The 21,044-nt window shown below is 74.7% G+C and carries 20 protein-coding genes; 9 read left to right on the top strand and 11 right to left on the bottom strand.

Annotation, left to right across the window (positions count from 1 at the left end):
• Positions 1-132 precede the first annotated feature (132 nt).
• Positions 133-687 carry a hypothetical protein gene (locus ACF07V_RS31060; RefSeq protein WP_392159012.1) on the top strand — a complete coding sequence of 185 codons (555 nt, stop codon included), beginning with the start codon at positions 133-135 and terminating at the stop codon, positions 685-687.
• Between the two features lie 117 nt (positions 688-804).
• On the opposite strand, the gene ACF07V_RS31055 is transcribed toward ACF07V_RS31060, so the two are convergent.
• Positions 805-1,332, bottom strand: coding sequence for a hypothetical protein (locus ACF07V_RS31055; protein WP_392159011.1), 528 nt, complete (start codon positions 1,330-1,332; stop codon positions 805-807).
• Positions 1,333-1,735: 403 nt separating this feature from the next.
• Between ACF07V_RS31055 and ACF07V_RS31050 the strand changes: the two genes are divergently transcribed.
• The gene (locus ACF07V_RS31050) at positions 1,736-2,395 is read left to right on the top strand and encodes a class F sortase (RefSeq protein ID WP_392159010.1); all 660 of its coding nucleotides are present in this window, start codon (positions 1,736-1,738) and stop codon (positions 2,393-2,395) included.
• A gap of 64 nt (positions 2,396-2,459) precedes the next feature.
• Here the strand turns inward: ACF07V_RS31050 and ACF07V_RS31045 are convergent, their stop codons facing one another.
• Positions 2,460-3,317 (bottom strand): polysaccharide deacetylase family protein, encoded by an 858-nt coding sequence (locus tag ACF07V_RS31045; RefSeq protein WP_392159009.1) that lies wholly within the window; start codon positions 3,315-3,317, stop codon positions 2,460-2,462.
• A 162-nt stretch (positions 3,318-3,479) separates the two neighbouring features.
• Between ACF07V_RS31045 and ACF07V_RS31040 the strand changes: the two genes are divergently transcribed.
• On the top strand, positions 3,480-3,884 hold the full coding sequence (locus ACF07V_RS31040) for a universal stress protein (RefSeq protein ID WP_392159126.1): 405 nt from the start codon (positions 3,480-3,482) through the stop codon (positions 3,882-3,884).
• Positions 3,885-3,908: 24 nt separating this feature from the next.
• On the opposite strand, the gene ACF07V_RS31035 is transcribed toward ACF07V_RS31040, so the two are convergent.
• Positions 3,909-5,141 (bottom strand): CapA family protein, encoded by a 1,233-nt coding sequence (locus ACF07V_RS31035; RefSeq protein WP_392159008.1) that lies wholly within the window; start codon positions 5,139-5,141, stop codon positions 3,909-3,911.
• A gap of 260 nt (positions 5,142-5,401) precedes the next feature.
• Between ACF07V_RS31035 and ACF07V_RS31030 the strand changes: the two genes are divergently transcribed.
• The 3 genes from ACF07V_RS31030 to ACF07V_RS31020 all read left to right on the top strand — a co-directional run bounded on the left by ACF07V_RS31030 (position 5,402) and on the right by ACF07V_RS31020 (position 7,179).
• Positions 5,402-5,968 carry a sigma-70 family RNA polymerase sigma factor gene (locus ACF07V_RS31030; RefSeq protein ID WP_392159007.1) on the top strand — a complete coding sequence of 189 codons (567 nt, stop codon included), beginning with the start codon at positions 5,402-5,404 and terminating at the stop codon, positions 5,966-5,968.
• Between the two features lie 4 nt (positions 5,969-5,972).
• Positions 5,973-6,395: a PaaI family thioesterase gene (locus tag ACF07V_RS31025; protein ID WP_392159006.1), complete on the top strand. Its 423-nt coding sequence runs from the start codon at positions 5,973-5,975 to the stop codon at positions 6,393-6,395.
• Positions 6,396-6,681: 286 nt separating this feature from the next.
• Positions 6,682-7,179, top strand: coding sequence for a hypothetical protein (locus ACF07V_RS31020; protein ID WP_392159005.1), 498 nt, complete (start codon positions 6,682-6,684; stop codon positions 7,177-7,179).
• A gap of 6 nt (positions 7,180-7,185) precedes the next feature.
• On the opposite strand, the gene ACF07V_RS31015 is transcribed toward ACF07V_RS31020, so the two are convergent.
• The 5 genes from ACF07V_RS31015 to ACF07V_RS30995 all read right to left on the bottom strand — a co-directional run bounded on the left by ACF07V_RS31015 (position 7,186) and on the right by ACF07V_RS30995 (position 12,276).
• Positions 7,186-8,394: a histidine kinase gene (locus tag ACF07V_RS31015; RefSeq protein WP_392159004.1), complete on the bottom strand. Its 1,209-nt coding sequence runs from the start codon at positions 8,392-8,394 to the stop codon at positions 7,186-7,188.
• 19 nt (positions 8,395-8,413) lie between these two features.
• Entirely contained in the window at positions 8,414-10,147 is a 1,734-nt protein-coding gene (locus tag ACF07V_RS31010) for a cation acetate symporter (RefSeq protein ID WP_392159003.1), read from the bottom strand.
• 10 nt (positions 10,148-10,157) lie between these two features.
• On the bottom strand, positions 10,158-10,544 hold the full coding sequence (locus tag ACF07V_RS31005; protein ID WP_382868453.1) for a hypothetical protein: 387 nt from the start codon (positions 10,542-10,544) through the stop codon (positions 10,158-10,160).
• Positions 10,545-10,619: 75 nt separating this feature from the next.
• A complete protein-coding gene (locus ACF07V_RS31000; RefSeq protein WP_392159002.1) occupies positions 10,620-11,372 on the bottom strand; it encodes a LytR/AlgR family response regulator transcription factor in 753 nt (250 codons plus the stop codon).
• 31 nt (positions 11,373-11,403) lie between these two features.
• Positions 11,404-12,276 (bottom strand): Fpg/Nei family DNA glycosylase, encoded by an 873-nt coding sequence (locus tag ACF07V_RS30995; protein ID WP_392159001.1) that lies wholly within the window; start codon positions 12,274-12,276, stop codon positions 11,404-11,406.
• A gap of 60 nt (positions 12,277-12,336) precedes the next feature.
• Here ACF07V_RS30995 and ACF07V_RS30990 point away from each other — a divergent pair, with 60 nt between their 5' ends.
• The 3 genes from ACF07V_RS30990 to ACF07V_RS30980 all read left to right on the top strand — a co-directional run bounded on the left by ACF07V_RS30990 (position 12,337) and on the right by ACF07V_RS30980 (position 16,154).
• Entirely contained in the window at positions 12,337-13,017 is a 681-nt protein-coding gene (locus ACF07V_RS30990; RefSeq protein WP_392159000.1) for a response regulator transcription factor, read from the top strand.
• Positions 13,018-13,088: 71 nt separating this feature from the next.
• On the top strand, positions 13,089-14,342 hold the full coding sequence (locus ACF07V_RS30985) for an ATP-binding protein (RefSeq protein ID WP_392158999.1): 1,254 nt from the start codon (positions 13,089-13,091) through the stop codon (positions 14,340-14,342).
• Positions 14,343-14,432: 90 nt separating this feature from the next.
• The gene (locus ACF07V_RS30980) at positions 14,433-16,154 is read left to right on the top strand and encodes an alpha/beta fold hydrolase (RefSeq protein WP_392158998.1); all 1,722 of its coding nucleotides are present in this window, start codon (positions 14,433-14,435) and stop codon (positions 16,152-16,154) included.
• Here ACF07V_RS30980 and ACF07V_RS30975 read toward each other — a convergent pair.
• From ACF07V_RS30975 to ACF07V_RS30965, 3 genes are all read right to left on the bottom strand, one after another.
• A complete protein-coding gene (locus tag ACF07V_RS30975) occupies positions 16,138-17,508 on the bottom strand; it encodes a wax ester/triacylglycerol synthase family O-acyltransferase (protein WP_392158997.1) in 1,371 nt (456 codons plus the stop codon). The genes ACF07V_RS30980 and ACF07V_RS30975 overlap by 17 nt on opposite strands.
• A gap of 124 nt (positions 17,509-17,632) precedes the next feature.
• Positions 17,633-19,612, bottom strand: coding sequence for a SpoIIE family protein phosphatase (locus ACF07V_RS30970; protein ID WP_392159125.1), 1,980 nt, complete (start codon positions 19,610-19,612; stop codon positions 17,633-17,635).
• Positions 19,613-19,769: 157 nt separating this feature from the next.
• Positions 19,770-20,924 (bottom strand): DUF6777 domain-containing protein, encoded by a 1,155-nt coding sequence (locus ACF07V_RS30965; RefSeq protein ID WP_392158996.1) that lies wholly within the window; start codon positions 20,922-20,924, stop codon positions 19,770-19,772.
• Between the last annotated feature and the right edge of the window lie 120 nt (positions 20,925-21,044).

Raw genomic sequence — 21,044 nt, 5'->3', positions numbered from 1 at the left:
ACATCGGTGCCCCATTCGCACGCCTGGGATCGCGGCTGTGGTAATGCGCTCCTAGCGTGTCGGGCAACGAGGTGCGTGGTCCTTCGCGGGAACCCCCTTCCGCGGCTGCCCCTCGGGACCCGGAGGATTCCCATGCGCGCGATACGTGCCGCATCCACTGCCCTGTTGGGGGCGGCCGCCATCGCCCTGGCCGCCCCCGCCGCCCTCGCGGCGGACGGTGCTCCCGCGAACCCCCCGCGGGCACCCAGGGCCAAGGCACCGGGCGATTTCGTCGTGTCGCCCTCGGTCGTCGCCCCGGGCGGCCGGCTGACGCTGAGCGCCCCCGGCTGCGCCAGTACGGCGACGGCCTCGGCCGGCATCTTCGACACCGTCACCATCGCACCGGGTGCGACGGCCTCCGCCACCGTGGACGCGGACGCCAAGCGCGGCGCCGTGTACACGGTGCTCTTCAACTGCACGGGCGGGGTCCAGGACACCGTCGCCCTCACGATCAGCGGCTCCCCCACCGCCACCCCGACCATCAGCGCCACGATCCTCACTCCCCCGCGCGGGGTGCGGGGCGGTCTCGGCGGCTCGATGGATCCCACCACCGCCGAGGTCGCCGCCGGCGGGGCGCTGGCGCTCGCCGCCGCCTCGGGCGCCGTCTACGTGGTCCGCCGCCGCTCCGGCAGTGGCCGTCGTCACTGAGCGGGCGTCATGGCCCCGAGCGGTGCGCGACGGCGTCCCCGGACGCCCGTCGCCCCCGGGTCCCTGCAGGGACCCGGGGGCGACGGGCACAGCGGGCCGACCGGGAGGTTCGGCCGGTCAGACTCCCGCGCCGGTCACACGGCGGCGGCGGACGATGAAGAGACCACCACCGAGCGCGGCCGCGGCGACGAGCGAACCGCCGACCGCCATCTCGGTGGAGCTGGGGGCCATCGAGCCGCCGAGGCCACCCTGCGCGCCCTGGCCGGCCAGGACCCGGAACGACTGGGTGAGCGTCCGGCCGTTGCACTGGACGGCCAGGTTGTACTGGCCGGGCGTGGCGTTGTCGAAGATCCGGACGGTGACGGTGGACACCCCGTTCACGGCGGCGGGGAGCGTGGCCGTCGCGAAGGCGTTGGACGTGACCGTGCCACCCGCGCAGCCCCGGACGGTGATCGTGAGGAGCGCGCCCTGGTGGACCGCGAAGGGGGACACCGTGACGCCGTTGGAGTTGTCTCCGCCCCGCTCGGCCTGGAAAGGGCTGACGGTCACGCTGCTGGGCCCGTTGGTGGCGGTGGCGAGGGGGGCCGCGAGTCCGAGCGCCGCGAGCGCGGTCGCCGTCACCGCCAGAGTGCGTGCAGCACGCATGGTTGAACCTCCAGTGGAAGACGCCCCAAAGCGGTGCCCCGGGAGTTTCGACGAGTACGCCTTCCATGACGAACCATCACAAGCCGGTGCGAGCCGTGCATGTCGGCACTGGGCCACCCCGGTGAGGCGACACGCCGACGGCGAGTCCCTCTGAGGCGACGGAACCGCAGGTCACAGCCTTCCGGGGTGCTTATCTGACGATTACTCGGATGGGTCAGCCGGTCCGTCACCCGCCTGCCCGCGCGGGCCACTTGCCGCGAGGTCCGCCGAGGTGTGCCGCCGCACGCCCCCGTGCCGGGGCCCGGACACCCGTCCGGCGGCGGCCCCCACCCGTTCGCACCGTCCGGCGCGACGGCCCGCGCGACGGCTCTTACCGTTCTGACGACGCCGAGAAGGGAGAACCATGCCCCCGAAGGACTTCCGCGTCTTCGAGCGCAGGAGACGCCAACCCTGGGGCGTCCTGGCCCTCGCCATGCTGTCCGGACTCGCGATGATGCGCAACGGCGTGGACATCGCCCACGGGCCGCCGCAGCCCGCCGCGGCGGCCCGGCCGGTGGCACGCCCGGTCACCCCGCCGCCCGCCGCGAGCACGGGTCTCGAACCGCTGCCCTACGCCCCGGCGTCCCGGGTCAAGATCCCGGCGATCCAGGTGGCGGCCCCCGTCATGGACGTCGGCCTGGACGCGGACGGCTGGGTCGCGGCCCCGCCCCCGGAGGACCCCAACCTCGCCGGCTGGTACCAGAACGGCATCGCGCCCGGCCAGCGCGGCACCTCCGTCCTCGTCGGCCACGTCGACAACACGAAGGGCCCGGCGGTCTTCTACGGCCTGGGCTCGCTCCAGAAGGGCCAGCACATCGAGGTCGAGCGGTACGACGGCCGGGTCGCGGTCTTCGAGATCTACGGCGTCGAGGTGTACGCGAAGAACAACTTCCCCGGCGTGCAGGTGTACGCCGACAACGGCGAGCCGGAGCTGCGGGTGATCACCTGCGGCGGCGGGTACACGCGCGCGGGGGGGTACGACGGGAACGTCGTGGTCTACGCGCGCATGGTCGGCTCGCGCTAGCCGGCCGCACGCCCCGGGGCCCCGGCACTTGAGGTGCCGGGGCCCTTCCGCCGTACCCGGGAGGTCAGCGCCGGGGGACGGTGATGTGGTACCCGGCGTCGAGGAGCTCGGGCAGATAGCGGCGGAGCGCGGCCACGCTCTGGGAGCGGTTGCCGCCGGCGTCGTGGGAGAGGACGACGACGCCGGGCGCGGCGCCGTCGAGGACGCGGCGGACGATGGAGTCGGTGCCGGGTTCCTTCCAGTCGAGGGTGTCGACGGTCCAGGCGAGCGGCTCCATGCCCAGTTCGGCGCCGATCTCGAAGGAGAGCCGGTTCCAGGCGCCGTAGGGCGCCCGGTACCAGAGCGGGGGCGCACCGAGGACCCGCTCGACGATCTCGCTGGTGGAGCCGAGCTCGTCGCGGATCCGGGAGGGCTTCAGCTTCGGGACGAGGGGGTGGGACCAGGTGTGGTTGCCGACGATGTGGCCGTCCGCGTCCATCTCCCGCAGGAGGTCCTGGTTCTCCACGGCCATCTCGCCGCAGACGAAGAACATCGCCCGGCAGTCGTACTGGCGCAGGGTCTCCAGGATGCCGGGGGTGTACCGGGGGTCGGGGCCGTCGTCGAAGGTGAGCACCATCGAGCGGCCGACGCCGGACATGCTGAGGAAGGGCCGCCGCCGCACCGGCGGCACCGCGCGCCGGAAGGCCGGGGGCGCGTACGAGGTCATGGGCTGCAGCCGGTACGCGGACGGGCTCAGCCGTTCGGCGTGCGCCTGCGGGCCCGCGGCCGGGCCCGGGCGCCCGGCGCCGGACGTGCCCCGGGGGGTGGCGGCGCCGGTGGCCGTATCGGGCTCGGCGAACCGGTCCGCCGCGAATACTCCGACCGTGGCGGTGGCCCCGAGGGCGGCGGCAAGGCGCAGCACCGCCCGGCGCGTGCTGGGCATCTGATCCTTTTTCATGACCAATGGTCCCTACGGGCGAGGGCCCGCATGGCTCAGCGACACCGCCCCCCTGTCCGAAAACACCCGATGAGCCGATAGCCTCGAAGGGTGAGCGAAGAGCAGCCCGGCCGGTTCGAACGCGGCACCGACGGCCCGAAAGTGATCATGGCGGGGGTGGACGGCTCGGCCTCCTCCCTGCGCGCCGCGGCGTACGCGGCCGGGCTCGCCCGGCGCCAGAACGCCCTGCTCGCGCTGGTGTACGTGCAGCCGGTGATCCCGGCGGGCGCGGCGCTGGGCGCGCCGGTGACGGACACGACCGAGGAGATCGCCGAGGACCTCGTCGCGGAGATCCGGGCGTCCGCGGAGAGGGTCAAGGACCTGTGGCGGATGCGGTGGGAGTTCCACACCTTCCGGGGCGACGCCTATGCGGGCCTGGTACAGGCGGCGGAGGAGCTGACGGCGGACGCCGTGGTGGTGGGCGCCTCGGAGTCGGCGGGCCACCGCTTCGTCGGCTCGGTCGCCGTCCGCCTGGTGAAGGCGGGCCGCTGGCCGGTCACCGTCGTACCGTGACCGGCCCGATCGGCAAGACACCCGCTAGTTCCCCATCACCAGGCCGTCCCGGTCGGCGCCGCGGCCGAGGACGACCTGCCGGATCGTGTCGCGGATCCCGGTCTCGCGCGCGTCCCCGCCCTCGGTCGCGCCGAGGCTCACCACCCGGCCGTGCGCGGTGTCGAACCACTGGGGGACGAACTCCGCCTTGGTGACCTCCCAGCGCCCGCCGGGGCTCTTGGGCGGGGCGAAGGTGAAGCGGCCGATGCTGCTCATGTTGCCGCGCGCGTCGTAGGCGCCCTCGTGGTTGATCATGTCGCCGGCGATCTGGTCGCCCATCCCGTAGACGATCCAGGTCCCGTTGACCTTCTCGTACGCCTGTGGGACGTGCGCGTGCGTGCCGATCACCAGGTCGATGTCCGGGCGGCCGCCGCTCTGCGAGGCGGTCAGCGCGCGGCCGAGGGAGAGCTGCCGCTCGTCGGGCTCGGTCTGCCACTCGCTGCCCCAGTGGACGCTGACCACGACGACGTCGGCGCCGGCCGCGCGGGCGGCGCGCGCGTCGGCGACGACCTTCTTCTCGTCGAGCAGGTTGACGGCCCAGGGCCGTCCCTCGGGCAGCGGATAGCCGTTGGTGTCGTAGGTGTAGGCGAGCTGGGCGACCGTGGCGCCGCCGGCCTTGAGCAGGGTGGGCCGCGCCGCCTCCTCGGCCGTACGGGCGGAGCCGGCGTGCCGTACGCCGGCCTTGTCGAGGGCGTCGAGGGTGCGGCCGAGGCCCGCCGCGCCGTCGTCGAGGGTGTGGTTGGAGGCGGTGGAGCAGGAGTCGTAGCCGGTGGCCTTGAGCGCGGCGGCGATCTCGGGCGGCGACTTGAAGGCGGGGTAGCCGGTGTAGGGCCCGCCCTTCTCTCCGTACACGGTCTCCATGTGGCAGATGGCCAGGTCGGCGCGGGAGACGAGGGGCTTGGCCCCGGCGAACATGGGGACGAAGTCGTAGCCGGCCTCGTCCGCGTCCTCGGCGGCCCGCCGGATGATCGAGTCGTGCGGGAGGACGTCACCGGAGGCGACGAGGGTGAAGCCGGCGGGCGCCGAGGCGCCGCCGGGGGCGGCGGACGGGGCGGTGGGGCGCCCGGCCCCCGTCGTGCCCCTGGTCGTGCCCCCCGTCGTGGCCCCCGGGGTGGGGGTGCCGGCGCCCGGGCCGGTCCCGGCGGTGCAGCCGGTCGCCGCCGCGAGCAGGAGCGCGGCGAGCGCCGCCACCCCCGCGGGTCTGGTGCGTGAGGTCATGTACGGCACTCCGCCCGATTCATGTGATGAACATCTGTTCTGATGAATTGAGCTCCTGGGAAAGCCGCAGTCAAGGGTCAAGGCCGCACAGGACGACGAACCCCGCTGAAACGGACGCATCGACTCCGCGTGACCGTTCGCCGTGCCATTCGCCGCTCGGTGCGACCGTTCGTCGCAGACCGATGTCCGTTCCCTGTCGCTCACCGTCCGAATGCGCTCGTATACGCCCCGGACGACGAGCCGCGGGAGAGGCGGGCAGCATGACGACGGCGACGACGGCGACGACCGACGAACGGACCCTGGAGGAACTGCAGCGGGACCACGGTCCCGCCCTGCTCGCCTTCCTGCTCTCCCTGACCTACGGGGACCGGCAGCGGGCCGAGGACCTCGCCCAGGAGACCCTGGTGCGGGCCTGGCTCCACCCCGAGGCCTTCGACGGCCCCTACACCTCGATGCGCCCCTGGCTCTTCACCGTGGCCCGTCGTCTCGCGATCGACGCACGCCGCTCACGCCTCGCCCGGCCCACCGAGATCGGCGACGGCGTCCTCGCGGTGACGCCCGACCCTGACGACGCCACCGCCTCGGCCGAGGCCGCGCTCGACGTACGGGCGGCCGTGCGGGAACTCAGCCCCGAGCACCGCGCGGTGCTCGTCCGGCTCTACTTCCACGGCCTCACCGTCAACGAGGCCGCCGTCGAGCTCGGCATCCCCGCCGGGACCGTCAAGTCCCGCTCGCACTACGCGCTCCGGCAGCTGGGCCGCTCCCTGCCCGGCTACCGGCCCCGCCGCGCGGCCGTTGCCCGGGTCCGCGCCGGGGCCCCACAATGACGCCGTGACGCTGACACTCACCACCGCCGAACAGGTCCTCGCCGACAACTTCGCCCCCTGGGTGCTCGATCTGGGACTGACCGTCGAATCCGTCGACTCGGTCGACGGGCACGAGGCCGTGCTCCGACTCCCCTGGTCCGACCGGCTCGCCCGGGAGGGCGGCGGCCTCTCCGGGCAGGCCCTGATGGCCGCCGCCGACACCGCGACGGTGATCGCGGTCGCCGCGGCCCGGGGCGGCTTCGTGCCGATGACCACCGTCCAGCAGTCCATCAGCTTCCAGCGCGCGGTGATCGGCGCCGACGTCCTCGTGCGGGCCCGGCTCACCAAGGCGGGGAAGCGGATGGCCTTCGCCGACATCACGATGACGGCCGAGGGCTCGGAGGAGACGGCGGCCCACGCGACCGCCGTCTACGCGCTCCTGGGCTAGGCGGTGTCCGGCGGGTCGGGGCCGGACAGGCCCTGGCCGTCCGGCCTCGCCCCACCCTTCCCGGTCTCTCCCCCACCCCTCCCGGCCTCTCCCCCGGCACCCCTCGCGTCCCCCTCGACCCGCCTGGCACCAGGAACCTCACCCGTACCGATCCGGCCGGGAAACGTATCCGAAACCACACGGGCGAGTTGAGCAAAGCGGGACCCGCGGGGGCCCTTCACGGAGGAGGCTCTCCCCCGGGCCCCTGACGTCCGGGGCCCTCCACGTCCGGGAGAAGGTGGGAGCGTTGCTGCCCGAGAGCACGAACGGCGCCGGCGGCACCAGCGGCGGCGGCCTCGCCGTCCCGATGGCCTGGCTGTGCGCCGAGTACCTGGCCGACGAGGTGCTGCGGGCCGCCGCGCTCGTGGCCCCCGGCTCGCTGGAGTACCGGGCCGGCCTCCAGGCCCTGGCCCTCACCGTCCACCTCGCCGAGGAACCGGGCGGACCGGCCGGCGCGTGGGCCGCCTGCCGGGTCGACGAGTGGCTGCGGCACACCGCGTACGACCGGCCCTGGCCGCCCTGGGTCGAGGAACGGCTCGCCGCGCGGCGGGCGAGCGGCGACGCGGGACCCGACCTGGCGCTCGCGCGGACCGCGTGGAGCCGGCTCAGGGACACCTGGATCCGCGCCGCCGACCTCGACGGCCGCACCGACGCCCAGAGCCCGGTCGACGAGGCCGAGCAGATCTGGCTCCCCGCGTGGAAGCTGGGCCTCCCGCTCGCGCACCTCTCCCTGCACCTGCGCTGAGGACGTCTACGGTGCCGAAGGGTGCACTCCCGGACGGTACTTGGGCACGCGTACGGTCACCTTCATCCCCGCGCCGACCCCCGTCTCGATGACGAGGCCGTGCTCCGCCCCGTACACCTGGCGCAGCCGCTCGTCCACATTGGACAGGCCGATGCCGGAGCCCGCCGGGTGCTCCCCGCGCAGGACCGCGCGCAGCCGCTCCGGGTCCATGCCGATGCCGTCGTCCTCGACGGTCACCACCGCCTCGGCGCCCGCGTCCCGGGCGGCGATCGTGACCCGGCAGCCCCGCTCGCGGTCCTGGAGGCCGTGCTTGACGGCGTTCTCCACGAGCGGCTGGAGGCAGAGGAACGGCAGGGTCACCGGCAGCACCTCGGGAGCGATCTGCAGGGTCACCTTCAGCCGGTCGCCGAAGCGCGCCCCGGCCAGCGCCAAGTACTGCTCGATGGAGCGCAGTTCGTCGGCGAGCTGGGCGAACTCGCCGTGCTTGCGGAAGGAGTAGCGGGTGAAGTCGGCGAACTCCAGGAGCAGATCCCTGGCCCGCTCGGGGTCCGTGCGGACGAACGAGGCGATGGCGGCGAGGGAGTTGAAGATGAAGTGCGGGGAGATCTGGGCGCGCAGGGCGCGTATCTCGGCCTCCACGATCCGGGTGCGCGAACGGTCCAGTTCGGCCAGCTCCAGCTGGACCGAGACCCAGCGGGCCACCTCGGTCGCGGCCCGCACGAGGACGGCCGACTCCCGCGAGCCGTAGGCGACGAGCGCGCCGAGGACCCCGTCCTCCCCGGTGAGCGGGGCGATCACCGCCCAGCGCAGCGGGCACGCCGGGTCGTCGCAGCCGCTGGGAGCGGAGCGGCTGCGGCCGGTCGCCAGGGTCTCGGCGGCCTGTTCGGGGACGTGCGCCCGGTGGTGGTCCTCGCCGGGTCCGTCCCAGGTGAGGACCGCGCCCCGGTCGGTGAGGCAGAGCGCCTCGGTGCCGAGCAGCGAGCGGAGCGTGCGGGCCGCCCTGCGCGCGGTCTCCTCGGTGAGTCCGGCGCGCAGCGGGGGCGCGGCGAGCGAGGCGGTGTGCAGGGTGTGGAAGGTGGCCCGTTCGACGGGTGTCCCGAGGTCGGGGTCGGCGGTGGGTCCGCCGCGCCGGGCGGCGAACCGGCCGAGGACGAAGCCCGCGGCGAGCAGCACGGCTCCGGCGGCAGCCGCGGCGGCGAGGGCGATGCCGCTCATCGTCGGGCCTCGCGGACGGTCATCGTCGGGTCTCCTGGGTCGGGACGGTGCCGGTGATCTCCTCCGGGAGGTGGAGCCGGGCGAGGATGGCGGGGGTGCCGGGTGGGATCCGGCGGGGGGTGGCGAGCGAGACGAGCACCATCGTCAGGAAGCCCAGGGGGACCGACCAGACGGCCGGCCAGGCCATCAGGGTGTGCGGCCAGCCCTCGGGGGCGAGTCCGGCCCGGGTCGCCATGACGGCCGCGAGGGCGGAGCCGCCGCCGAGCAGGAGCCCGGCCATGGCGCCCGGCGGGGTGAGCCGCCGCCACCAGATCCCGAGGACGAGGAGCGGGCAGAAGGAGGAGGCGGAGACGGCGAAGGCGAGGCCGACGGCGTCGGCGACCGGGACCTTGGAGGCGACCACGCCGACGGCGAGCGGGACGGCGGTGGCCAGCAGCGTCGCGAGACGGAAGTGCCGTACGCCGCGGGAGGGCAGGACGTCCTGGGTGAGGACTCCGGCGACCGACATGGTCAGCCCGGAGGCCGTGGAGAGGAAGGCGGCGAAGGCGCCGGCCGCGAGGAGCGCCCCGAGGAGGTCGCCGGGGAGACCGCCGAGGATCCGGTCGGGCAGGACGAGGACGGCGGCGTCGGCGGAACCGGTGAGGGCGAGTTCGGGGGCGTAGATCCGGCCGAGGGCTCCGTACAGGGGCGGCAGCAGGTAGAAGGCGCCGACGAGTCCGAGGACGACGAGGGTCGTGCGGCGGGCGGCGCGGCCGTGCGGGCTGGTGTAGAAGCGGACGGCGACGTGCGGCAGGCCCATGGTGCCGAGGAAGGTCGCGAGGATCAGTCCGTACGTGGCGTACAGCTGGTGCCCGTCGCGTCCCCCGGCGAGCGGCTGGGACCAGCCGAGGGGGTCGGAGCCTCGGGCGGCCCGCTCGGGAAGCGCCGAGCCGGGGGCGAAGGACAGCGTGGTGCCGGCCAGGACGTGATGCGTGCCGGGGGCGAGGGTGACGGCCCGTTCGGTGTACGCGACGGAGTCGACGCTGCCGGAGACGGTGACCGTGAGCGGGGCGTCGAGCCCGATCCGTACCGTGTCGGCGACCTTGACGACGGTGTGGCCGCGCAGCACGGCGGGGGCGTCGAAACGGGCCCGGGGCGCCCCGTCCCCGTACCAGGCGGCGAGCAGGAAGAGGGCGGGGACGAGCAGGGCCGTGAGTTTCAGCCAGTACTGGAAGGCCTGGACGAAGGTGATGCTGCGCATGCCGCCCGCGGCGACCGTGCCGGTGACGACGAGGGCGACGAGCAGCCCGCCGACCCAGTCGGGGGCGCCGGTGAGGATCTCCAGGGTGAGCCCGGCGCCCTGGAGCTGCGGCAGCAGGTACAGCCAGCCGATGCCGACGACGAAGAGGCTGGCGAGCCGGCGGGCCTGCGGGGATTCGAGGCGGGCCTCGGCGAAGTCGGAGAGGGTGTACGCGCCCGAGCGGCGCAGCGGGGCGGCGACGAGGACGAGCAGGACGAGGTATCCGGCGGTGTAGCCGACCGGGTACCAGAGCATCGCGGGGCCCTGGACGAGGACGAGTCCGGCGATGCCGAGGAAGGAGGCGGCGGAGAGGTACTCGCCGCTGATGGCGGCGGCGTTGAGGCCCGGTCCGACGGTCCGCGAGGCGACGTAGAAGTCGGAGGTGGTGCGGGAGATCCGCAGGCCGAGGGCGCCGATGAGGACGGTGGCGAGGACGACGGCGGTGACGGCCGCGACGGCGTAGGTCTGGTTCACGCGCGGCACTTCACCGTTCGACGAGGCCGGTGAAGTCGCGCTCGTTCCGCTCGGCCCGGCGGACGTACCAGTGGGCGATGGCCCAGACGACCGGGTACACGCCGAATCCGAGGGCGGCCCAGACGAGCGCCTCGGGCGCGGGCAGTGCGAGCAGCAGCGGCAGCGAGCCGACGAGAAGCGCCAGGGCGCCGAGGGCGGTGAGCGCGGCCCGGAGCTGACTGCGCATCAGGGAGCGGACGTAGGTGTGCCCGAGGGTGGTCTGCTCGTCGATCTCGGAGCGGGCCGGCGGATGGGCGGGGCGCCGCCCGGCGGGGGCGGGCACGGCTCCCGGGCCGTGGGCGGAGGCGTAGGTGACGGTCTCGCGCCGGGGCCTGCGCGGGGGGTGGTGCTCCGGCATCGGTGTCCGCTCTCTGACGGGCTGCTGGGGCGGAGTGTATGCGGAGGGGGTGCGGCGCCGGTAGGGGTACGGCGCTCAGCCGCCGGCCCGGCGCATCAGGAGGTCCCGCAGGTGGCGGGCGTGGCGGCGGCTGACGGCCAGGTCGGTGTCGCCGATCCGCACCGAGGTGGCGCCGGCGTCGAGCCGGAGTTCGTCGATGCGGCCGAGGGCGACGAGATGGCTGCGGTGGATGCGGACGAAGCCCCGGGCGGCCCACCGCTCCTCCAGGGTGGAGATCGGGATGCGGACGAGGTGGCTGCCCTGGTCGGTGTGGAGGCGGGCGTAGTCGCCGTGGGCCTCGACGTACGCGATCTCGTCGACGGGGACGAAGCGGGTCACGCCGCCGAGTTCGACGGGGATCTGCTCGGGGGCCGCCGGGGCGGTGGGCGCGGCGCCGGCGTGGACGAGCTCGTGGACGCGGCGCACGGCCTCGGCGAGCCGCTCGCGGCGGACCGGTTTGAGGACGTAGTCGACCGCCTTCAGGTCGAAGGCCTGGAGCGCGAAGCCCTCGTGGGCGGTGACGAACACGACGTGCGGGGGCCGGGCGAAGCCGGCGAGCAGCCGGGCGACGTCGAGGCCGGTCAGTCCGGGCATGTGGATGTCGAGGAAGACGACGTCGATGCCGTCGTCGCCGTCGGGGCCCGACTCCAGGGCGCGCCCGATTCTGCGCAGGGCCGCGGTCGCGTCGCCCGCGCCTTCGGCGGTGCGCACACGGGCGTCGGCGCGCAGCAGGTAGAGCAGTTCCCCGAGGGCGGGCTCCTCGTCGTCGACGGCCAGTACGCGCAGCATGCGCGGGAGTCTATGTGAGGCGTGCGGGAGTCTATTTGAGGAGTTTCGACAGGCGGCGGTCGGCGAGGACCTTCCCTCCGGTCTGGCAGGTGGGGCAGTACTGGAGGGAGGAGTCGCTGAAGGAGACCTCGCGGATGGTGTCGCCGCAGACCGGGCAGGGTTCGCCGGCGCGGCCGTGGACGCGCAGGCCGCTCTTCTTCTCGGCCTTGAGCTTGCCGGCGGCGAGGCCGTGGGAGCGTTCGACGGCCTCGCGGAGGGTGGTGCGCATCGCGGTCCAGAGGGCGGTGGTCTCCTCCGGGGTGAGGTTCTGGGTGGGTTTGAACGGGGACGTCTTCGCGGCGTGCAGGATCTCGTCGCTGTAGGCGTTGCCGATGCCGGCGATGAGGCTCTGGTCGCGCAGGGCTCCCTTGATCTGGCGCCGTTCCCCGGCGAGCAGGGCGGCGAACTCCTCGGGGCCGAAGTCCTCGGCGAGCGGGTCGGGGCCGAGGCGGGCGACGCCCGGCACGTCCTGGGGGTCGTGGACCAGGTGGACGGCGAGGCGTTTGGTGGTGCCGGCCTCGGTGAGGTCGAAGCCGTCGCCGCCGGTGAGGGCGGTGCGCAGCGCCAGCGGGCCCCTGCCGGGTTTCGGCGGTCCCGAGGGCAGCGGGTCCTGCCAGCGGAGCCAGCCCGCGCGGGCCAGGTGGATCAGGAGGTGGAGTTCGCCCGCGGCGCCGCTGGTGGTGAGGTCGAGGAACTTCCCGTGCCGGCCGACGGCGGTGAACTCGGCGCCCTCGACGGCGCTCAGGGGCGGGTCGTACGTCTTGAGGACGCTGATCGCGACGGGCAGGACGCGGGCGATCTCCTTGCCCACCAGGTGCGTGTCGAGGAACGCGCGGAGCGCTTCCACCTCGGGGAGTTCGGGCATGGCTCCACCCTGCCGCACCGGGGATCGGGGCGCGCGGCGGACGGAGTTTAGGGTTGCGACGTGCGTGTACTGCTCGTCGAGGACGACGAAGATCTCCGGTTCGGGGTGGCCGCCGCTCTGCGCGCCGCCGGGCTCGCCGTCGACGAGGCCGCCGATCTGCCGCGGGCCGACGAGGCCCTGTTCGTCACGGCGTACGACTGCGCGGTATTCGACCGGATGCTGCCGTCCGGGGACGCCGCCGCCTATGTCGACGGGTTGCGGCGCTCCGGGCGGCACGTGCCGGTGCTCTTCCTGACCGCGCGGGACACGGTGGCGGACCGGGTGGAGGGCTTCGCGAGCGGCGGGGACGACTACCTCGTCAAGCCGTTCGCCGTGCCCGAGCTGGTCGCCCGGGTGCGCAGCCTGTGCCGCCGGTCGGCGGTCGTACGGCCGCCGGTGCACCGCGTCGGCGATCTGGAGATCGACACCGCCCGCCGGCACGTGCGCCGCGCCGGGGTGCTGCTCACGCTCACGAGCCGGGAGTTCGCGGTCCTCGAGGTCCTCGCGGCCCGCTCCGACCAGGCGGTCTCCCGCGGCGAGCTGATCGAGAGCTGCTGGGACGAGATGGCCGAACCGCAGTCGAACGTCCTGGAGGTCCTCGTCTCCCAGCTCCGCCGCAAGCTCGGTGAGCCCTCCCCGATCCACACCGTGCGCGGGATCGGCTACCGGCTCGCGCCGCCGCCGTCGCACGGCACGCGGTGAGGCCCGCGCGCCCCGGGCTGTCGCGGATCCGGCCGCCCGGCCGGTCGCGGCCGCTCACTCCGACGGCCCGGGTGCTGCGGCTGCGCCGGCGGATCAGTCTGCTGTTCGCGCTGACCAGCGCCGTGGGGCTGATCGCGATGGCCTCGCTCGCCGTGCGCAGCGACAGCGGCCGCTGGCGGGAGCAGCTCGACCACACGATGGACGCGGACACCAGCTGGGCCCTCGGGCTCCTGGAGACCGACGAGGACGGCCGGCTCGTCCTGGACGTCCTGGCGGACTCGGTGGACACCGCCTGCCCGCCGCTGACCGTGCTCCTCGTGGACGCGGACGACCCGGACGCGCTGACGGTCGAGCACGCGCCGGCGAGGCCGTGCCTGAGCGTGAGCCGGGACGTGGTCCTGGACGCGGGCCGTGCGGCGGTGCGGGCCGACGGCGTACGGGCCTTCGACGGGCGTACGACGGGCGGCGGCCCGGTCCGTGTGTTCGCGCAGCCCTTCTACGCGCCGGAGGCCGCCGAGGGCGCCGCGCCCCAGGGCGCGCTCGTGACGGTGGCCGACGCGACCGCCCCGCGGGACGAGCACCGGCGGCTCGTGTGGCTGGCGGCGGGCGGCTGCGCGGTGCTCGTCCTGCTGTCGGCCGCGGTCGGCCACGTCCTGTCGGGACGCGCGGTCCGGCCCGCGCTCGCGGCGCTCGACCGGCAGGAGGCCTTCCTCGCGGATGCCGCGCACGATCTGCGGACCCCGGCCGCCTCGCTCCGGACGCTCGCCGAGACGGCGCTGCGCGGCGAGACGGACAGCGCGGACGTGCACCGGCGCACACTGCGGCTCGCGGAGGGGATGGGCCGGCTCGTCGACGGGCTGCTCACCCGGGCCCGACTGATGTCCGGTACGGCCGCGGTGACGCGTCAGCCGCTGCGTCTGGACCAGCTGGTGGAGGCCGTGGTGCACGAGTCCGCCGGTGAGGGCCACCGCGTCCGGGTCGAGGCCGAGGAGGCGGTCGTGGTCGCCGACCCCGATCTCGTACGCCGGGCCGTCGGCAATCTGCTGGACAACGCGCTGGCGCACGGCCACGCGCCGGGTGTTCCGGCGGACGTGCTGCTCACGGTGGGCGGGGACGGCACGCTGACGGTCGAGGACGCGGGACCCGGCCTGCCTCCGGAGGTGGCGGGCGCCCTGTTCGAGCGGTTCCGCAGCGGAGCGGGCTCCACCGGCCTCGGTCTGTCCATCGCCGCCTGGGTGGCCCACGCGCACGGCGGCACCCTCACGGCGGGGCGGTCGGCGGCCGGCGGGGCGCGGTTCGTGCTGCGGCTGCCGACCTCGGACTGACCGGGGCCCCGTCCGCGACGGACCGTCCTCAGCAAATCCTCAGCATCGTTGCGTGATCCTTCCCCGGACCGACCACTCAGGGGAGTTTCCGTGTTCCGCTCCACCGCCCGCCGCCGGGCCCTCGTCCTCGCCCTCGCCGTCCTCGGCACCACCTCCCTGGCCGCCTGCACGGCCGGACCCGGCCAGGACGGGAACCGGGCGCGGCCCCCGGCCGTCGCCGACCCGGCGGCCCGTCCCGACCTGGCGCGCTTCTACGGCCAGAAGCTCACCTGGCGGCCCTGCGGCGACGTCCGGTGCGCGACGCTCACGGTGCCCAGGGACTACTCCCGTCCCGCTGACGGCAAGACCTTCGTGCTGCCGGTGGCGAAGGCGGCCACCGCGCTCCCCGGGAAGCGGGTCGGCTCGCTCGTCCTCAACCCCGGCGGCCCGGGCGAGCCCGGCGCGAAGCTCGTCCGGGACGGCGTCGCCGACGAGATCGGCCGGGGCGTGCGCGAGCGGTTCGACGTCGTCTCCTTCGACCCCCGCGGTGTCGGCGGGAGCAAGCCGGCCCTGACCTGCCGCACCGCGGACGGGACCGACACCGAGGGCGAGGCCGAGGGCGGGACGGCGCTCCACCCCCGTACGGACGCCGAGCGCGCCGAGGCCCTCGCGAGTGCCCGGGCGCAGGCCGCCGCCTGCCGGAAGGCCAGCGGCCCGCTGCTGCCGCACGTGGGGACGGAGGACGCGGCGCGGGACCTGGACGTGCTGAGGGCCGCCCTCGGCGAGCGCAGGCTGACGTACGTCGGCTGGTCGTACGGCACGAGCCTGGGCACCTCGTACGCCGAGCAGTTCCCGCGCCGCGTCCGCGCGATGGTCCTGGACGGCGCGGTCGACCCGTCCCTGGACTGGCGGCAGCGCGCGCTGGGCCAGTCGACGGGGTTCCGGGACGCGGTCGAGGAGTACGCCGACTCCTGCGCCGAGGTGGTGGGCGACGGCTGCCCCGGCGCGTCGCCCGAGGAGATACGTGCCCTGATCGACCGGCTCTTCGCATGGACGCGGCGTGAACCGCTGACGGTCGACGGCTCCGAGGAGGGGCTCGACACGGCGGGCCTGGTCGAGGCGCTCAGCCTCTCCATGTACACGCCGGAGGCGCAGTGGGAGGGCCTGTCAGAGGCGCTGCGCGCGGCGCGGGACGGGGACGGAACGAAGCTGGCGGCCCTGGCGGCGGGCGAGGAGGAGCAACCGGACGCCGATGCCGAGGGGACCACGGAGTCCGGCTCCGACGCCGACTCCGATGCCGATGCCGATGCCGACTCCGACTCCGACTCCGACTCCGACTCCGACTCCGACTCCGACTCCGAGGAAGGCTCCCCCGAAGCCACAGAAGCCCCCGAAGCCCCCGCGAACGACGTTCCCGAGGACAACAGCGAGGCGGCCCTCGTCGCGGTCAACTGCCTCGACGTCCCCCACCCGCGCGACGCCCAGGCCTACTGGGACGCACTGGCCCCCGCCGACAAGGCCGCGGGGGTGTACGGCACGTCGGGTGTGACGGGCGAGTTGGTCTGCAAGGACTGGCCGGCCGGCACCCAGCGCCCGCACCGGGTGCGGGCGGCGGGCGTTCCGCCGGTCCTCGTCGTGGGCACGGAGGGCGATCCGGCGACACCGTACGAGGAGGCGGTGAGCCTGGCGCGCCAGTTCCCCGGCGGCATGCTGCTGACCTTCCGGGCACCCGGCCACACCGGGTACGGCCGTGACACCTGCGTCGACGAGAAGGTCGAGGCGTACCTGGTCTCGCTGACGAAGGTCCGCCCCGGCGCTACGTGCGCGCCGTAGCGTCCGGCGGGTCGAGCAGGTCGAGTTCGGCGGTGAGCGCGGCCGCGAGCGCGGCGAGGTCGGGGACGGCCGCCCCGTCGGCGACGAGGCCGATGTGGACCCGGCCGCCGTAGGGGGACATGGCGATGGCGAGGGCCTGGCCCCGGGCGAGCGGGGCCATGGGGAAGAGCGCGCGCAGCGGTGCGCCGCCGAGGGAGAGCGCGGAGCGTGGCAGCGGCACCTGGGTGACCAGGAGGTCGAAGAGGAGCCGGGCCGCTCCGGCGGCGAGGGGGGCGCCGAAGCGGTGGGCGAGCGGGTGCAGTTGGTCGGCGAGGAGGGCGACGGCGCCCGCTCCCCGGAAGGGTCCGGCGGCCTTGTTGCGGTCCATGGCGGCCCGTACGGCGGCGAGCCGGGCGGCCGGGTCGGGTTCGGTGACCGGCAGGTCGAGGAGGTAGCCGGAGAGGCTGTTGCCGGGTCCGGCCGGGCCGCCGGGGCGGCGGCGGGAGACGGGGACGAGGGCCCGGGGGTCGGCGCCGGGTACGGGCAGGTCGCGGCCGTCGAACCAGCGGCGCAGGGCGCCGGCGACGAGTGCGAGGAGGACGTCGTTGGCGGTGCCGCCGGTGGTGCGCCGGATCCGGTGGACGCGGTCGAGGGGCAGGGTGGCGGTGGCGATCCGGCGGGTGCCGCTGGAGTCGGCGGCGAGCGGGGTGGTGGGGCGCGGGTCGAGGTGGCCCGCGCGGGCGACGGAGGAGCCGACGACCGAGGCGCCGACCTCGACGGCCCGGCCGAGGTCGCCGAGGCGGTCGCGGGCGATGCCGAGGAGGCGGCCGGGGCCGGGGAGCCAGGAGCGCGGGGGGACGGGCCGGGCGCGGCCCGACGGGCGTCGTCCCGCGGCGATCTCGTCGAAGATCCCGGCCCCGATGGCGACGGCCCGCATGCCGTCGGCGAGGGCGTGGTGGAGTTTGACGAGGACGGCGAAGGAGCCGTCGGGGGCGCCGCTGAGCAGGTACATCTCCCAGGGCGGGAGGCCTCGGGCGACGGGGCGTTCCATGAGTTCGGCGGCGAGCCGGGCGGTCTCGGCAGGGAAGTCGGTGCCGGGGACGGTGATCTCGTGGACGTGCCGGCGTACGTCGAAGTCGGGGTCGGCGCTCCAGGCGGCGCCGCCGACGGGGAACAGGACGTCGCGGACGCGCATCCGGAGGCGGGGCACGGCCGCGGCGCGGCGGGCGAGGAGTCCGAGGATGTCGGCCGGTTCGTTCCCGGCGGTGGTGGGCGGTGGGCCGAAGTGGGCGAGGGCTCCGAGGTGCAGGGGGTGTTCGGTGGATTCGAGGTGCCAGAAGGCCAGGTCCAGGGGTGCCAGTAGCTCGCTGCTCACGTTGTCCTCTTGTCCTGCGCGGTGAGACCGGTGGGTTGTCCTGCGCGGTGAGACCGATGGCCGAAGTCAATCGCGTACCGTCAGTTACGGTCAAGTACGATCAGTTCACGCTCAGTTAACAAGTTCAGCGCTCCACGGTGAACTCGCACCACACGCACTTGCCGCCGCCCCGTGACTCCACGCCCCACGCGTCGGAGAGCCGGTCGACCAGGAGCAGCCCGCGTCCCGACACTCCGGCGTCCCCGGCCTCGCGGCGCCGGGGCAGGGCGCTGGACCGGTCCTCCACCTCCACCCGAAGCCGCCTCGGGGGCCCGGTGAGGATCCGCAGGGTCACGATCGCGCCGCCGTCCGTGTGCATCAGGGCGTTGGTCATCAGCTCGTCGGCGACCAGTTCGATCTCGTCGGCGCGCTCCCCCGCCCCCCAGGCCCGGACGGCGGCCCGGATCATGTGCCGGGCGGAGCTCAGCGCCTCCGGGTCGTTCTGGGCGACGTGCTGCTGGAAGCGCCCGGTGCCCTGCGGGTGGTACGTGCCGTGGCGGCGCAGCAGCAGGATCGCGACGTCGTCCTCGCCGCCCCGCTCGGCGACGACGTCGCACAGGTGGTCGGCGAGGTGCTGGAGGTCGGCGGGGCCGCGCCGGACGAGCGAGGAGAGCCACTGGAGGCCCTCGTCGAGGTCGGCGCCGGGTTTCTCCACGAGTCCGTCGGTGTAGAGCATCAGCGTCTGGCCGGGGTCCAGCTCCAGGGTGGTCACCGGGTAGTCGAGGCGGCCGAACTCCGCGGAGAGCCCGAGCGGGAGGCCGCCTTCCACCGGGAGTCTGCGGCAGCGGCCGTCGACTTCCCGGATCAGCGGGTCGACATGGCCGGCGCGCACCACCTGGACGACCCCGGTGCCGAGGTCGACCTCCGCGTAGGTGCAGGTGGCGAAGCGTTCGGTGTCGAGTTCATGGAGGAAGACGGAGGCCCGGGCCATGACCGTCGCCGGGGGGTGGCCCTCGGCGGCGTAGGCGCGGAGCACGATCCGCAGCTGGCCCATGACGGCCGCCGCGTGGGTGTCGTGGCCCTGCACGTCGCCGATGACGCAGCCGACCCGGCCGCCGGGCAGGGCGATGACGTCGTACCAGTCGCCGCCGATGTCCCGGCCGAGGCGGGCCGAGCGGTAGCGGACGGCCGTCTGGGCGCCGGGCACCTCGGGGATCCGGCGCGGCAGCATCGCCTGCTGGAGCCCTTCGGCGAGGTCGTGCTCCTGCTCGTAGAGCATGGCCCGCTGGAGGCTCTGGGCGATGCTGCTGCCGAGGGCGACGAGCAGGGTCCGCTCGTCCTCGCTGAAGCCGGTCCTGTCGCTGTAGAGCAGGCCGAGCGCGCCGATGGGCCGGGCCTGGGCGATGAGCGGCAGATAGGCGGCGGCGGTGATGCCGAGCCCGCTGATGTGCGGCCAGAGCACCGGGAAGGAGTCGGCGAAGTCCCGGGCCGAGTCGATGAACCGGGGGCGCAGGGTCCGGATGACCTCGCTCATCGGGTACGGCTCGTCCACCCGGGTGAACCGCGTGCCCGGTACGAAGGCGCCGTCGGGCCCCTCGGCGACGAGATGGATGCGCCCGGCTTCGAGGAGCCCCATGACGAGACTGGCGGCGCCGAAGTGTTCGAGCGCGTGCGAGTCGTTGAGCAGGTCGATGACGTCCTGCACGGTCCGGGCGTAGGCGAGGGCGGCGGTGGTGCCCTCGACGACCCCGGCGCGCTGTCTGCGCCCTTCGTCGAGGCCGAGCCGGGCGGCGGACTCGGTGAGTTCGTGGGTGGCGTCGCGCAGGATGCCGATGATGCGGACGGGCCGGCCGGTGTCGTCGCGGTGGACGAGACCCTGGGTGTGCGTCCACTGGTGGCTGCCGTCGCGGCGCCGGATGCGGAAGTACGCGCCGTACTGCTCGCTGCCGTCCTTGAGCGCCTGGGCCACCAGGGTGTCGAGCCGGCGGCCCTCGTCCGGCAGCACGCGCGGGCCGAGGCTCTCGGGTCGGCCGTCGTACTCGTCGGGGTCCATGTCGAAGACGTCGAGGGCGGCGGCGTCCATGGTCATGGTGCCGTTGAGCAGGTCCCAGTCGAAGCCGCCCATCCGGAAGGCGGCGCCGTAGTCGGCCAGGATCCGCGTGCCGGTCCCCTGCTCCTCCGGCGCACGGCCGAGCCGCGCGATCGCCTCCCCGCCCCCGCTGCCCGCATTCATGGGGCCACGCTAGGCGCAGCCCCGCCCCGCCGCACCAGGAAGATCCGTTTCACCCTTGGAAGGTCTCCGGCTGGTCGGGCACCGCGCCGGCCGGGAAGAGCTCGTCGGGCGGCAGTTCGCCGTCGGGGACGGTGGGGAGTTCCCCGAACGGGTCGGGTACGGGCTCGGTGTACGGGTCGGGGTACGGGTCCGTGGACGGATCGGGGGCGGTCGGGGCCGTCGGATCGGTGCTCGTGCCGCCGGTCCCCGACGGGTCGGGGACGTCCTGGTGCGGAACGGTGGGGGCGGGCCGGAGGGGGTCCGTGGAGCCGGGCGGGGGCGGCACGGGCGCCGGGGAGTCGGGGTCCGGGGAGGTGGGGCGGCCGGGGGTGTTCGGGTCGGGCGTGCCGGTGCCGGCGAGGGCGCAGGTGTCGGGGTCGCAGGCCGGCTCCACGTCGGGCTTCCGGTCCTCGGCCCCGTCGCTGCCGGTCTGCCGCTCGATCCAGGTGTGGTCGGTGGTGTTCACGATGACCAGGCTGGTGACGACGGAGCTGGTGGGGCGGACGGTGATCACGCGGTCGGGGTCGAAGCCGTCCCAGGCCTCGCCCTGGTGGATGCCGCTCCGGTCGGCGGCGGGTGTGCGGAGGGGGTTGCCGCAGGCGCAGCGGACGCGCGGGGCGCCGTACTGGTCGACGAGGACCGACGTACCGGTCTGCAGGACGGCCTGGAAGGCGCGCGGTTTGCCCTCGCGGTAGCCGTGGTTCGTGACACGGGTGTCGGCGCGCAGGGCGACCGGGGTGAGCCCGCGGAGCCAGTCGGTGACATGGGACTCGGGGATGCCGGCGGCTTCGGCGAAGGCGTGCGTCTTGGTCCGGTCCGCGGCCAGGAGGGCAACCTGCCGTTCGACGTCGCAGCTGCCGACCGCGCGCGTGCCGCCGTAGAGGCCGGGTGTGGAGCCGGTGACCTCCCGGACCTGCTGGGCGCCCTCTTCCGGCTGCCGGTTCGGGGCGGCGGGCGGTGCGGTGTTCCGGACGGTGGATTCGGTGAAGGGGTCGGGGCCGTGGGCGCCGAGGGGCTGGAGGAAGACGTCCTCCTGGACGGGGGCCGCGGCGGGTTCGCCGGCGGCGCCCTCCCACACGGAGGAGCAGCCCGTGAGCAGCAGGGCGGAGACGAGCGGCGCGGCGGCGAGACCGGTTCGCCGCGTCCGGCGGGGGGATGAGCGCACCTGGTTCTCCCGACTTTCTCTCCCCGGGACCGGCGCCCGGTTTGCGGCCAGTCCCTCATGTCTGTCGCAGTGCGTACCGGCCCGCAAGCGGAGCGCAGCCGACCGGGTCCGTCGACCGGA

This window comes from Streptomyces sp. NPDC015661 (assembly GCF_043077765.1).
GTDB lineage: Bacteria > Actinomycetota > Actinomycetes > Streptomycetales > Streptomycetaceae > Streptomyces.
The sequence above is the reverse complement of the archived record's forward strand: the minus strand, read 5'-3'. Positions and strand labels throughout refer to the sequence as shown.

Coding starts and splice junctions, on each gene's coding strand:
- ACF07V_RS30970 (WP_392159125.1), bottom strand. CDS start 19,612: ATGGGCGGCTTCGACTGGGACCTGCTCAACGGCACCATGACCATGGAC.
- ACF07V_RS30995 (WP_392159001.1), bottom strand. CDS start 12,276: ATGCCCGAACTCCCCGAGGTGGAAGCGCTCCGCGCGTTCCTCGACACG.
- ACF07V_RS31015 (WP_392159004.1), bottom strand. CDS start 8,394: ATGAGCGGCATCGCCCTCGCCGCCGCGGCTGCCGCCGGAGCCGTGCTG.
- ACF07V_RS31000 (WP_392159002.1), bottom strand. CDS start 11,372: ATGCTGCGCGTACTGGCCGTCGACGACGAGGAGCCCGCCCTCGGGGAA.
- ACF07V_RS31035 (WP_392159008.1), bottom strand. CDS start 5,141: ATGACCTCACGCACCAGACCCGCGGGGGTGGCGGCGCTCGCCGCGCTC.
- ACF07V_RS31060 (WP_392159012.1), top strand. CDS start 133: ATGCGCGCGATACGTGCCGCATCCACTGCCCTGTTGGGGGCGGCCGCC.
- ACF07V_RS31050 (WP_392159010.1), top strand. CDS start 1,736: ATGCCCCCGAAGGACTTCCGCGTCTTCGAGCGCAGGAGACGCCAACCC.
- ACF07V_RS31040 (WP_392159126.1), top strand. CDS start 3,480: ATGGCGGGGGTGGACGGCTCGGCCTCCTCCCTGCGCGCCGCGGCGTAC.
- ACF07V_RS31055 (WP_392159011.1), bottom strand. CDS start 1,332: ATGCGTGCTGCACGCACTCTGGCGGTGACGGCGACCGCGCTCGCGGCG.
- ACF07V_RS31005 (WP_382868453.1), bottom strand. CDS start 10,544: ATGCCGGAGCACCACCCCCCGCGCAGGCCCCGGCGCGAGACCGTCACC.
- ACF07V_RS31030 (WP_392159007.1), top strand. CDS start 5,402: ATGACGACGGCGACGACGGCGACGACCGACGAACGGACCCTGGAGGAA.
- ACF07V_RS31045 (WP_392159009.1), bottom strand. CDS start 3,317: ATGCCCAGCACGCGCCGGGCGGTGCTGCGCCTTGCCGCCGCCCTCGGG.